This window comes from Bacillus cereus group sp. BceL220, from assembly GCF_051776965.1.
In the GTDB taxonomy this organism is placed as follows: domain Bacteria; phylum Bacillota; class Bacilli; order Bacillales; family Bacillaceae_G; genus Bacillus_A; species Bacillus_A cereus.
Map to the genome: position 1 here is coordinate 19535 of NZ_JBPWBC010000022.1, position 13708 is coordinate 33242.

Sequence of the window (13708 nt, forward strand, 5' to 3'; positions counted from 1 at the left end):
ACATACTAAGTGTAATTTATTACCCATTCAAAATTCTGTCTATTCGATCTTTCTAAAAATATAAAAAGATTAAACTTATAAATATACAAGCTATAATGAGGGCGTCGAGAAATAATATATTACCTCTAGAGAAAAAATCAAACCTCGATTTGGTTCGAAAATTCTACAAACCTTGTCAGTAATTTTCTAAAATTGGACATACTGATATGATTGCTATACGGAGGGTTGTGGATCAGAAGGGAAGTTTATTCAACTCAAGAAAGAAAGCGTTATCAAACGGATCTTATTTTGAATTGAGCATTCTAATAACTTAGATACAACTGCAATTAAAAATAATAAATTATGGGGGTGCTTATATGAATATAAATGTAGCATCTATTAAAGAAAAAAAGGTTATTAAATACAAAAGTTGTTTTGATGTGATTGGACCCATTATGATAGGTCCTTCAAGTTCACATACTGCAGGTGCATTGGCTATTGGAACAGTTGCTAATAAATTATTTCAAGGTCTTCCAAAAAAAGTTGTAGTAAAGTATTATGAATCATTCGCTGAAACCCATAAAGGTCACGGAACGGATTTTGCAATTATTGCTGGTATATTAGGCTTTGCTGCCGATGACAGTAAAGTGCCAGATGCTATTAAAATAGCAGAATCTAAAGGAATTGACATTACCTTTATTGAAAAATCGGGTGATAGTCCTGCCGGTCATCCAAATACGGCAGATGTATATGTAGAGGATGAAAGTCGCAGTATTAGAACGATGGGTATTTCGGTCGGTGGTGGATTGATTGAAGTCAAACATGTTGAAATTGATGGATTTAGCTTAGATCTGCAGGGGCCATTACCAGTTGTTATTGCGATTTCAGAAAGAGCTGACTTTGAATTTGTCTTACGCAGGATCTTTAAACAATATGATGTGGAAATTAACAACTTTCATAGTTTGGAAGATAAAACAAAATATTTATATGCATTCGCTTTAGATTCGCTATTGCCTGGTAATGCTCAGAAGGAATTAGGAAATTTCAGTAATATAGCTAATCTTATTATTCTTTAATTACATTAAGGAGTGAAAAATATGTATATGGCCATAAAAGAAATTGTGGATGCAGCTAATAAAAGCCAAAAGCCAATTTATGAATTAGCAATCGAACAGGAAATCGAACAAACTAAAACTTCTTATGAAGAAGTTTGGAGTAAAATGGAACGAAATTTAACGACTATGCAAAATGCTATAAATAAAAGTATTGAGGGTGACGGTGTATTTTCTCCAACCGGTTTAACCGGAGGTGATGCTGTTAAAATTAAAAACTATCGAGAAAATAGGAAAGCTCTTTCTGGAGATTTGATGGTGTTAGCGATCCAAAGTGCTATCGGTGTTAATGAAGTAAATGCTGCATTAGGAGCTATTTGTGCAACTCCAACAGCAGGTGCGAGTGGGACAATTCCAGGGGTCTTATTTAGTATTAAAGATACGTTGCAGTTAAGTCATGAAGATATGATTCATTTTCTATTCACTTCAGCGTTATTTGGAACTATAGTCGCAAACAACGCTTGTATTTCAGGAGCGTACGGAGGATGTCAAGCTGAAGTAGGAAGTGCCTCAGCGATGGCGGCTGCAGCTGCGGTAGAAGCTGCGGGTGGAACGCCACAGCAATCTTCTGAAGCTTTTTCGACTGCATCACAAAATTTACTCGGTTTAGTTTGTGATCCGGTCGCTGGTTTGGTAGAAATTCCTTGTGTAAAGAGAAACGCCATTGGAGCGACAAATGCTTTAGCAGCAGCGGACATCGCATTAGCTGGCGTAAACAATATCATCAATGCTGACGAAGTTATTGAAGCGATGTATAGAGTTGGAAGACAGATGCCTCGCGAATTAAGAGAGACAGGTTTAGGTGGAATTGCGGCTACACCTACAGGGATTGCCATTAAAAATAAAATCTTTGGGGAGAAACAATCCAATTAATAAACAGCTATCGATTATATTGTGAAATATTTAACATTCTATACTCTATTGTTCGCTTAAGGATGCCTGTATGTTGGGGGAATTATCAATAAAATATACTACTATATAATTAAAATGTTTTGTAAGTGGTAACAAACCCTTCAGGTTGATGCTTCGCTAATTTTTTAATTTTGATTAATTTAGAAGAGGGATATTCGTTGTGGTGCACTATATAAGCAATTCATTTTTCAAGAACGGTCTATATTCCTATACCTTAAATAGAGAATTGAGAATAGGACACAAGGAGGAATTATTATATGAATGGGAATACTGCAAAAAACATAGAATTTCAAGCTGATAATACTGCAGTAAAAAATGAGAATTATCTAGACCCTAAAAAGTGGCATAAACAGGATACTACCTGGGCATTGAGCCTTTTTGGAACAGCAATTGGAGCAGGGGTACTTTTTTTACCGATTAATGCAGGTTCAGGTGGTTTATTATCATTGCTGTTAATTACCATACTTGCCTATCCTATTATGTATTATTCACATAGGGCGCTTGCTAAAATGATTTACGCTTCGAACTCTGCTGATGAGGGGATTACAGGTACTATAAGAGAGTATTTTGGAAATAAGGCAAGTATCATTTTTAACATTGTATATTTTGTCTCCATTTATACGATCGTGCTGATGTACTCGGTCGCACTTACAAATACCGCTAGTAGTTTTATCGTGCATCAATTGCACATGCCGGAGCCTCCAAGGGCCATTTTATCGCTTGTCTTAGTACTCGGTCTTATCGCTATACTAAATTTTGGTCAAGATATAACTGTAAAGATCATGAGCATGCTAGTGTATCCTTTTATAGCTTCTCTACTTTTTATCGCAATATCTTTGATTCCACAGTGGAATACGTCAATGCTTAGTTTTTCAAGTGTTTCTACTGCCTCAACAGGAACAGGATATTTAGGAACGATATGGATGATACTTCCAATCATCGTATTTTCGTTTAATCATTCGCCTATGATTTCGTCATTTGTTATGAAACAGAGAGCTACGTATGGAATAGAAGCTACTGATGCCAAATGTGCCCAAATACAAAAAGTTTGTTATATCATGACATTCGCTGTTGTTATGTTCTTTGTTTGGAGCAGTACTTTAAGTTTGACTCCAGATGATCTTAAGGTGGCAAAAGAACAGAACTTGTCAATCCTATCATACCTTGCTAATGAGCTTAATTCGCCAGTAATCACTATTGCAGCTCCTATGATTGCATTTGTGGCTATTACAAAGTCTTTCCTTGGCCATTATATAGGAGCGTATGAGGTAATGCGTGACATGATTATCAAGTCCGGTAAAAAACGTGGGAAAGATATAGGAGAAAAAACAGTTAAGACAATGATTCTTACTTTTGTTGTATTAACATGTTGGTATGTTGCTTATACAAATCCAAGTATTCTTGGAATCATTGATGCCCTTAGCGGTCCGCTAGTTGCTGCTATCTTATGTCTATTACCAATGTATGCAATTCGTAAAGTGCCTGTACTAGCTAAATATAGAGGTAAGATGAGCAATGTATTTGTCATTATAATAGGTATACTTACTGTACTAGCAAGTATTAAGTCACTATTCTAATCCACTATTGTTAGTATTGATGCAAAAATCGTGGGATATGAAAAAAGAAAGATTCTTGTCGGAACTGAATTTTATAGTGTTGAACCAAAGGGGTCACGGTTTTGGACAAACTTTTCATCTTGGAGAGTTTGTCTTTTTTTGATAATGTACATAACTTTTTTTCTAGCTATATGAAGTTCTTTGATAACTTGATATAGGAGGTGGTGGGGAGAAAATAGAGTGCGAAAACCGTACCACTCGGTTCCTGCGTAAAATATCAATCGTACCAAGAGAACGTCCAAGCGTTGGACATTTAGGAGGGTACACCCCGAAGTTACGCTCAAAGTGTTGAAAGGCTACATTTGTCACTTTAAAAGTTGTCATCTTAATAATTAATTTCTCCAAAGGAGCATTCACACTTAAATAGAAAATAGTAAATAAAAACTTCATACGAACCACACATTAACTCCACTAACGGCACAAACTAAAGTTGTATAATTAATTTAATATATTTAACGATAAACATTCAAACATAATAATATTATGTAATACGGAAGTTACACTACAACAGAAGAAAACAAATAAGGGAGAGAAGATACTATGACGAGATTTGTAAATCACAACGTAGAGAACACAATTTTAGAAGAGGATGTAGAGCTTTTAAAAGTTATGGCACACCCAATGCGTTTAAAACTGATCAGTGAGCTTTCTAAACATAAAACACTAAATGTAACCCAAATGACCGAAATTTTAAACATTCCACAATCAACAGTATCCCAACATTTATCTAAAATGAGAGGGAAGGTTTTAAAGGGAAATCGTCAGGGGTTAGAAATTTACTACAGCATTAAAAATCCAAAAGCTGAAGAAATTATGGGGTTATTAGGACCAATTCAATAGTTTTTATATTTCTATTTATTACTAATGTTACATAATACAAGAAAGATAACCATGAAACAGATATCAAAAAGATAGAAAATGATTATTGTGCTATTTTCTTGCTGTTTAATAAATTGAAAGACACCTTAAATTAAGGTGTCTTTTTAATTACACATAAAACGAAGGATTAGATTAGCCAAACGCTATAAAATCTAGGGGAGTATTAATTAAATAATATATAGTTATCGAGTCAATAGAATATACTTCTTGAAAAATTCGATATTTATTATTTTTAAGAATTATACATTTTTTTATATTTTAAAAATAAATATCGTATATACTAGATTATTATTATACAATATATCAATTGAATTATATATAAGAATGGAGAGTTTTAATTGGAATTATTAAGAAACAGTAGGGTTGGTACAAAATTAAACATATTAATAGCTATATCAAGTATCGCTTGTATAGTATTATCCCTAATAGGTTTTTCGGGACTAGAAAAAGGAAAGAATGCTTCCTCTAATATGTATGAGGACAGCTTATTGCCAATTGAATGGATAGGAATTGTAGAATCTAACTTTTATCATGTTAATATGAATTTTATGGAAATAATGGTGTCCAAAGATGAAAAAAGAATGAACGATTTAATAAAAGAAATGGATGGAATTCGAAAGGAAAACGATCAGTTATTAAAGCAGTTTGAAACTAAAGTTATTTCTAATAAAGAAAAAGAACTATATAGCAAATTTCATGAAGCGTTTAATGAATTAAGAACTCTGATGAAAAAAGCGCAAGAATTAGGGAAATCCAATAATGAGGAAGCATATGCCTATTATCTAAAAGAAATTGAGCCTAATATGCAAAAAACAATTCAGTCAATTCGTGAACTAATTATATATAACAGCAACAATGCAAACCAGTTACAGAAAGTTAATAATAATAGTGCTCAAAATACAATGATAATGTTTGTGGTTATATCAATTTTAGCAATTGTCATAGTTATATTTATTGGATATATTATTAAATTTACTATACGAAAACCGCTTATTTTATTGCAAAATGATATGGAAAAAGTAGCTGCAGGTGATTTAACAATACGTACGTCTTATAAAGCAAATAATGAGTTAGGAATTATTGTACAGTCGTTCAATAGTATGTTAGATAACCTACAACAATTAATTGCGAATGTTAAGGTGACAACACAAGAGGTGATCTCTTCTACGGAGGGGGTTTTACAAGACACAAAGCGAGCATCTAATATTTCAAATGAGGTTGTTCAGACCATTTCTGAAGTAAAAGAAAAAATAGCAGGACAGGTAACTAGCATTCAAGAGAGTTCATCCTCAATGGAAGAAATAACAATTGGTGTGCAAACAGTAGCTGAATCTTCAGCAGTAGTTGCTGAAGTAGCAGTAACAACCACTGAACAAATACATACCGGTAGTGAAGTGATAAAGCACTCTATTCTTCAAATGAACAGTGTGCATGATGTTGTCGAGGAAACATCAAAAGTAATAGATAGACTTGTTACACGTACACAACAGATTGATACAGCCCTGGATGCAATCACTAATATTGCTGAGCAAACGAATCTTCTTGCTCTAAATGCTGCTATTGAAGCGGCACGTGCTGGAGAGAATGGGAAAGGATTTGCAGTGGTTGCAGCAGAAGTGAGAGATTTAGCTGAAAAGTCTAAAGAGTCCGCAAATGAAATTAACCATTTAATTAAATTTATTCAACAAGATACTCAAGATACAGTTCAAGTCATGCAAAAAGGAGAACAAAAGGCAGCAGAAGGAAAAGAAGCGGCCCACAAAGCGGATCAAACATTCTCATCTATTATGAGAGATATTGATAAAATTACAAGTCAAATTCAAGAAGTCTCTGCAGCAACAGAAGAGATGTCTGCCGGCACAGAAGAAGTAAATGCGTCTCTTTCACTAGTATCTGATACTGCAACACAAGTAGAAAGAGAAACAATTCAAACAGTACAATCAATTCAATCACAAGCAGTTTCAATCAAAGAAATTTCAATTCAATCCAACAGGATGAAAGAAAAGGTAGAAGCATTAACTGAATTGCTTTCAAGATTTATTATTACGGAACAAGAAAAAAATTAATAAATGTGGATACAGTAACAATAATATATTCTTATTTTTATCAAAGTGAAAATTTTTGTAGAATAGATGGGATGGAAGGGAATTAAATGAATAACGAACTAAAGTATAATATTTACGAATTACAACAATTCATTCAAAAAACTTATTCTGATATTAAAACAGCATGTGATATTGCTATTTATCAAGAAAACAATTCTAAATATCTAATTTCATTAGGATTTTTAAATAAATCATATATAACTTATTTAGAAGCTAAAAGATTTTATCGTGAAAATGAAGAACTTGCAAGTGTAGAATTTGATAATTTCTTTGATGTGTATGATAAATTAGAACACGAATTAAAACGAGTTATTTCAAGAGAAGATAAAAATCCTTCATTACTACATAGTAGACTTAGTCAGTTTCAGCAGAAAGTTGAAAATATAAATGACTTAATAAAAGTAATACAAAATGCTCGTTAATGAATGTTTTTTCTTTGGTATATAGAAAGTAAACATTAAAAACATTTTAGAAAGAATCCGTTTTGTAAATCCATTTTAAAAACGGTGTGCAAATTGGCTAAAAATCCATTTACCGATACTTTTTATGAGAGAGCACTTACAGGGAGTGCTCTCTTTTTATGGGTTATGTTGGAAAGTAAAAAATACTTAAACTAATGGTAATTAATATAAATCCATATTATTAAGTTAAAGTGGTTATCAAATCTGAGGAAGACTCCCTAAGGTGCCTTAAATTAGTAAAGCGCAGTATTCCCCTTTTTTATTTATTCATTTAAATCTTAATATATTAATGATAAATTTTAAAATGTTATAATTAGTAAAGATTTCTAATAATTAGATTGAGAGGATACAATATTATGGGTTATAAGTTTCGTAGAATTATCCAAGTTTCTCCGGGTGTGAAAATTAACTTTACATACACTGATTCGGGAGGAAGAACCGTTCCGCCTGAATCAAGAGTAACAACTTATGTACCTGGCACTGGAATCTCGTATACACCACGAATAGCAGAGTCAAATAACTATTATAAACAACGAGGATTTCAAAGACCAAACACTTCCTATCCCACTATGAATGAACAAGATTACAATACGATAAAAGTATTTGAGCCGGTAAGAGAAACCAATACTTACCTTGTTACTGCTTTTCGTAAGAAGGATAATCAAGTAAACTCCGTGGGTAGAAAACTAATGAAACCACTTTCCATAATTGCAGGCGTTTTTGCAGGCTTATTCTTACTTATGATGCTTGTTATACCTGCTCTATTCCTGGCAGCTATGTCTTTCCTATGCTATAAAAATATAAAAACACCATTTGCAGTTGTATGCCCAGAATGTGATGCTGAGAATCTATTCATTTTTGAAGAAGAGAAAATTGCTTGTCGTAAATGTGAGAGCACTCTTATTATACAAAAATAAAAGACGTTCATTTGAGCGTCCTTTATTTTTGTTTGGACTTTTATTTTCAAAATCATAAAATTGGCATCAATTCTTTTGTGAATATAATTATCTCAATCTCGCTTAAAATGTCCATATTCTCAAATTCTTTGAGTTAATAGTTTTTAGCTATGCACATCTATAATGTAGTCTTAGAAATTTCAGAAAATCAAATTCATATATACTTTTTGTGCACGCTGACGATGTGCATAATTACCCAAAATTTGTTATTCTAGTTGCATAATATATAATTTATATTCTTAATATATTATTATAATGATGTTTTTTTATGAATGGAAGGGGATATATTATGTTAACTGAGTTACAAAAGAAGTTTTTCTCAAAATTGAGAATTCAACCAAAAGAAAATGTGGAATTTGAAGATTTGCATACAATTCTTTTACAGATGGGGCACTTATTACCGTATGAAAACATAGATGTCATGGAAGGAAACATGCAAGATTTTTCTAGAAATAATATTGAAGAAAAACTGCTTTTAAAGAATCGTGGTGGATTATGCTATGAGATTAATTCTTTATTATATTATTTTTTATGTGATTGTGGATTTAATGTGTATCGAGTAGCTGGAACTCTATATGATCCGAAAATAAGAAAATGGAATCCTGATGATGGCCATGTACTCATCGTTTTACAGCACAAAAATGAAAACTATATAATAGATGCTGGTTTTGCATCGTATCTTCCTTTACAACCTGTTCCTATTCATGGTGACAGTGTAACTTCTGTAACGGGAGAATATCGTGTTCGTAAAAAAAACACAGAGAAAGGGACTCACGTATTTGAAATGAAGAAAGGAAAAAATGGAGAAACTTCTCATTTTCTGGATTCTGATCTTACTGATACCTGGTCTATTGGTTATGCTTTTTATTTAAATGCAATTAATGAAAAAAAAGTGAATGCTATACAAAATATGGTTATAGAGCATCCGGAATCGCCAGTAAATAAGGGGAATATTATTTGTAAATTGATTGATCATGGTCATATTGCACTTACTAAACAAAGCTTTACAGAAACCCAACATGGAAATAAATCTAAAAAAGAAATAACAGAGAAACAATATTATCAAATACTTAAAGATAAGTTTAATATTTTTTAGACAAATTTTATTTCTCTCCATCTCTATTCATTAATGGAGAGAAAAGGTTCTTATAAAAAGAACTTAATATCTGATCAGTTGTTAAATCATCATTTTAAATATATAATTGAATTTCAAAAATATGTGATTTAAATCACATATTTTTTTTAAAATCATTTATTATTTGAGGTGTATAGAATGGGAAAATCTCGCGAACAAACAATTGAAAATATTCTAGAAGCGGCTAAGAAAAAATTTGGAGAACGTGGCTATGATGGTACAAGTATCCATGAAATTGCAAAAGAAGCAAAAGTGAATGTTGCTATGGCTTCGTATTACTTTAACGGAAAAGAGAACCTTTACTTAGAGGTATTTAAAAAATATGGTTTTGGAAAAAAACTACCCAATTTTCTTGAAGAAACGCAAAATAATCCTAAAACTGCTCTCAGACAATATTTAACTTTCTTTATTACACATATAAAACAACATCCTGAAATTGGAACTCTTGCATATGAGGAAATTATCAACGAAAGTTCACAATTAGAAAAAATCAAACCATATATTATTGGGAATTTTGAACAATTAAAAGAAATCTTATTGGAAGGGAAAGAACAAGGGATTTTTTATTTCTTTTCGACAAACCATGCAATTTATTGGATTACCTCCATTGTCTTATTTCCCAAATTCAAAAAGTTTATTGATTCGATGAATCAAAAAGATTCCAATGATATGCAAACAGAGTGGATAACAGATGATCTTGTAAACAGAATTATTTCTTCATTAATACATAATCCTACATTATAAAATATCCCTTATTTAAAACTGAATCTACAACTGATTCAATTTCCCGATTCATGAAATTACTAAAAAATATTTGCAGTTATACCCATCGGTATTTCACATCCTTAAATAATTGTAAGTGTCATTATTTAGAATGTATCGGTATAAAAGTACATAATTCTTTTTTTAGATGATAAAAAATTTAAAACTGCTAATACCCTATGTATGTGTTGAATAGGATTAGTTACGTTATAATTTGTAAGTTTATAAATTACATAGGTAGAATTTTTAAACATTTTACATTTCTAAATAAAGTTAAAAATCAACACTCACCCACACCTACAGAGGTATTGGTAAGTGTGGGTGAGTGTTGATTTTTTTGAGTAAGTGACTAAGACTTCTATGTCATAGGTTGACTCTTAATGTAGTATTTATATTGTAAAATTGTGTATACAAACATGTGGTATTATCTCGCTATATAGATATTTAATTAGGTATATTTATATTTGATGAATTATAACTATTATCTTCAAATATCTAGCGAGATCTTACTAGAGATATTAGTTTCGTATAACGAATATGTAAATCCCAAACAAAAAAATTTAATTAATTCATATGAAAGGATGGGAAAAAGAAAGTAATTCAATAATGTTACTTTCTGAATTATATTATTTATAAATACATTTAATATAATATGAAATATTACATATTTAAATAATTGATGTATGCGAAATGTTATATTATGTGATGGAATATATAATTGGAGGAAACATCATGAACAAGAATTTAAAATTTAATCAAATGATGATTGGGATTAGTACGGTGGCATTATCATTTGGAAGTATTCAAACACAGGTATCAGCAGAAGAAAAAGTACCCTATAATATCTTACAGATGAAACCCATTGGGACAGAAACTTCAAAAGATGAAATGGTACATGCTACAAAAACTGACGAAATATTGACTTTTGAAGAGCGTTTAAAGGTAGGTGATTTTTCGCAACGACCTACTCTGGCTATGAAACGTGATGAAAGTCAATTAAAGCAAAGCTACACTCTGGCAGAACTAAATAAAATGCCTGATAGAGAACTCATTGATACACTCTCAAAAATTTCTTGGAATCAAATTACTGATTTATTTCAATTTAATCAAGATACGAAAGCATTTTATCAGAATAAAGAACGCATGAACGTTATCATTAATGAATTAGGACAACGAGGAAAATCGTTTACTAAAGAGGACTCAAAGGGCATTGAAACATTTGTTGAAGTACTACGTTCTGCTTTTTATGTGGGATATTATAATAATGAATTAAGTTACTTAAAAGAGAGAAGCTTCCATGACAAATGTTTACCAGCATTAAAAGCGATTGCAAAAAATCTAAACTTTGCATTAGGTACAGCCGAGCAAGATAGAGTAGTTGCTGCGTATGGAAAATTAATTGGTAATGCTTCTAGTGATACTGAAACAGTACAGTATGCGGTAAATATTTTAAAACAGTATAATGATAACCTTTCTACGTATGTAAGTGATTATGCGAAAGGACAAGCTGTATATGAAATTGTAAAAGGAATTGATTATGATATACAGTCTTATTTGCAGGATACGAATAAGAAACCTAATGAAACAATGTGGTATGGAAAGATGGATAACTTTATAAATGAGGTTAATAGAATTGCTCTCGTGGGGAATATAACAAATGAAAATAGTTGGCTAATTAATAATGGCATTTATTATGCAGGTCGTTTAGGGAAATTTCATAGTAATTCAAACAAAGGATTGGAAGTTATTACACAAGCGATGAGCCTGTATCCTCATCTAAGTGGGCCTTATTTTGTAGCAGTAGAACAAATTAAAACAAACTATGGTGGAAAAGATTATAGTGGAAATACAGTAGATTTACAGAAAATACGTGAAGAAGGGAAACAACAATACTTACCTAAAACATATACATTTGATGACGGATCTATTGTCTTTAAGACGGGCGATAAAGTAACAGAAGAAAAAATTAAGAGATTATATTGGGCAGCCAAAGAAGTAAAAGCACAATATCACCGGGTAATTGGGAATGATAAAGCATTAAAACCGGGGAATGCAGACGATGTATTGACGATAGTAATTTATAATGATCCCGATGAATATCAATTAAATAGACAATTATACGGATACGAAACAAACAACGGTGGAATTTACATTGAAGAGAAGGGAACCTTCTTTACATATGAGCGTACGCCAAAGCAGAGTATCTATAGTTTAGAAGAGTTATTCCGTCATGAATTCACTCATTATTTACAAGGAAGGTATGAGGTTCCTGGTTTATTTGGAAGTGGAGAAATGTATCAAAATGAACGATTAACTTGGTTCCAAGAAGGGAATGCAGAATTTTTTGCAGGATCTACACGTACAAATAATGTTGTTCCGCGTAAAAGTATGATAAGTGGCTTGTCACCTGATCCTGCAAGCCGTTATACAGCAAAGCAAACCTTGTTCGCAAAATATGGATCATGGGACTTTTATAAGTATTCCTTTGCACTACAGTCATATTTGTATAATCATCAATTTGAAACATTTGATAAGCTTCAAGATTTAATCCGTGCAAACGATGTGAAAAATTATGACTCGTATCGTGAAGCATTAAGCAACAATACACAATTGAATGCAGAATATCAAACGTATATGCAACAGTTGATTGATAATCAAGATAAATATAATGTACCGCAAGTAACAAATGATTATTTAATTCAACACGCACCAAAGCCGTTAGCGGAAGTGAAAAACGAAATTGTGGATGTAGCAAATATAAAAGATGAAAAAATTACCAAACACGAGTCGCAATTCTTTAATACATTTACCGTGGAAGGCAAGTACACAGGTGGTACATCAAAAGGTGAGTCTGAAGATTGGAAAACGATGAGTAAAAAAGTAAACCAAACTTTAGAGCAGTTATCCCAAAAAGGGTGGAGCGGCTATAAAACAGTTACAGCCTATTTTGTAAACTATCGTGTGAATGCAGCTAATCAGTTTGAATATGATATTGTTTTCCATGGTGTTGCGACAGAGGAAAAAGAAAAAACGACTACTATAGTAAATATGAATGGACCATACAGCGGGATAGTAAATGAAGAAATTCAATTCCATAGCGATGGTACAACAAGTGAAAATGGAAAAGTTATTTCTTATCTATGGAACTTTGGGGATGGTTCAACAAGTACAAAAGCGAATCCTACCCACGTATATGGAGAAAAAGGAACATATACTGTGGAACTAACTGTGAAAGATAGTAGAGGAAAAGAAAGTAAAGAACAGACAAAAGTTACTGTAAAACAAGATCCGCAAACAGGCGGGTCCCTTGAAGAAGAGAAGGTACTCCCATTTAATACGCTTGTAAAAGGAAATCTGGTTACTCCTGATCAAACAGATGTTTATACGTTTAATGTTACAGATCCAAAAGAAGTAGATATTTCTGTGGTAAATGAACAAAATATTGGGATGACATGGGTACTTTATCATGAATCAGACATGCAAAATTACGTAGCTTGTGGTGAAGATGAAGGAAATACTATAAAGGGAAAATTCGTAGCAAAACCAGGGAAATATTATCTGAATGTGTATAAATTTGATGATAAAAATGGTGAATATTCATTATTGGTAAAATAAATTCATTTCTAACATGTATAGAATGGTTATTTTAAGGAGGAGTCTGTTAAGATAGACTCCTCCTACTTTTTATTATTAGAACCATTAAGAATAGAAAAATTCGTGTTTGAAAAAAGTTTAATTATTTCCTATCTGCATTACTATACTATCAGACTCTTTTCTTTAATAAGTCTAAA

At 32.0% G+C, this 13708-nt stretch carries 10 protein-coding genes; all 10 read left to right on the top strand.

Translation table 11 applies throughout. The annotated features are described in order from the left end of the window. Positions 1-356 precede the first annotated feature (356 nt). Positions 357-1055 carry an L-serine ammonia-lyase, iron-sulfur-dependent subunit beta gene (sdaAB, locus tag ACS2FK_RS28205; protein ID WP_063550056.1) on the top strand — a complete coding sequence of 233 codons (699 nt, stop codon included), beginning with the start codon at positions 357-359 and terminating at the stop codon, positions 1053-1055. Between the two features lie 21 nt (positions 1056-1076). After that, positions 1077-1964 (top strand): L-serine ammonia-lyase, iron-sulfur-dependent, subunit alpha, encoded by an 888-nt coding sequence (sdaAA, locus tag ACS2FK_RS28210; protein ID WP_063550054.1) that lies wholly within the window; start codon positions 1077-1079, stop codon positions 1962-1964. A gap of 296 nt (positions 1965-2260) precedes the next feature. Continuing rightward, complete coding sequence (locus ACS2FK_RS28215; RefSeq protein WP_063550052.1) at positions 2261-3580, top strand: aromatic amino acid transport family protein; 1320 nt, start codon at positions 2261-2263, stop codon at positions 3578-3580. A gap of 579 nt (positions 3581-4159) precedes the next feature. Next, positions 4160-4459 (top strand): ArsR/SmtB family transcription factor, encoded by a 300-nt coding sequence (locus ACS2FK_RS28220; protein ID WP_000196664.1) that lies wholly within the window; start codon positions 4160-4162, stop codon positions 4457-4459. A 377-nt stretch (positions 4460-4836) separates the two neighbouring features. Further along, positions 4837-6564 carry a methyl-accepting chemotaxis protein gene (locus ACS2FK_RS28225; protein WP_063550050.1) on the top strand — a complete coding sequence of 576 codons (1728 nt, stop codon included), beginning with the start codon at positions 4837-4839 and terminating at the stop codon, positions 6562-6564. A gap of 86 nt (positions 6565-6650) precedes the next feature. Then, the gene (locus ACS2FK_RS28230) at positions 6651-7025 is read left to right on the top strand and encodes a hypothetical protein (RefSeq protein WP_063550048.1); all 375 of its coding nucleotides are present in this window, start codon (positions 6651-6653) and stop codon (positions 7023-7025) included. A gap of 395 nt (positions 7026-7420) precedes the next feature. Then, positions 7421-7981 (top strand): DUF4236 domain-containing protein, encoded by a 561-nt coding sequence (locus ACS2FK_RS28235; RefSeq protein ID WP_063550046.1) that lies wholly within the window; start codon positions 7421-7423, stop codon positions 7979-7981. 328 nt (positions 7982-8309) lie between these two features. Then, complete coding sequence (locus tag ACS2FK_RS28240; protein ID WP_063550044.1) at positions 8310-9116, top strand: arylamine N-acetyltransferase family protein; 807 nt, start codon at positions 8310-8312, stop codon at positions 9114-9116. A gap of 177 nt (positions 9117-9293) precedes the next feature. Beyond that, positions 9294-9899 (top strand): TetR/AcrR family transcriptional regulator, encoded by a 606-nt coding sequence (locus tag ACS2FK_RS28245; RefSeq protein WP_023521978.1) that lies wholly within the window; start codon positions 9294-9296, stop codon positions 9897-9899. A gap of 750 nt (positions 9900-10649) precedes the next feature. Then, positions 10650-13532 (top strand): collagenase ColA, encoded by a 2883-nt coding sequence (gene colA, locus ACS2FK_RS28250; protein ID WP_063550042.1) that lies wholly within the window; start codon positions 10650-10652, stop codon positions 13530-13532. The last annotated feature ends 176 nt before the right edge of the window (positions 13533-13708 follow it).

Coding starts and splice junctions, on each gene's coding strand:
- ACS2FK_RS28230 (WP_063550048.1), top strand. CDS start 6,651: ATGAATAACGAACTAAAGTATAATATTTACGAATTACAACAATTCATT.
- ACS2FK_RS28215 (WP_063550052.1), top strand. CDS start 2,261: ATGAATGGGAATACTGCAAAAAACATAGAATTTCAAGCTGATAATACT.
- ACS2FK_RS28235 (WP_063550046.1), top strand. CDS start 7,421: ATGGGTTATAAGTTTCGTAGAATTATCCAAGTTTCTCCGGGTGTGAAA.
- sdaAB (WP_063550056.1), top strand. CDS start 357: ATGAATATAAATGTAGCATCTATTAAAGAAAAAAAGGTTATTAAATAC.
- ACS2FK_RS28245 (WP_023521978.1), top strand. CDS start 9,294: ATGGGAAAATCTCGCGAACAAACAATTGAAAATATTCTAGAAGCGGCT.
- sdaAA (WP_063550054.1), top strand. CDS start 1,077: ATGTATATGGCCATAAAAGAAATTGTGGATGCAGCTAATAAAAGCCAA.
- ACS2FK_RS28220 (WP_000196664.1), top strand. CDS start 4,160: ATGACGAGATTTGTAAATCACAACGTAGAGAACACAATTTTAGAAGAG.
- colA (WP_063550042.1), top strand. CDS start 10,650: ATGAACAAGAATTTAAAATTTAATCAAATGATGATTGGGATTAGTACG.
- ACS2FK_RS28240 (WP_063550044.1), top strand. CDS start 8,310: ATGTTAACTGAGTTACAAAAGAAGTTTTTCTCAAAATTGAGAATTCAA.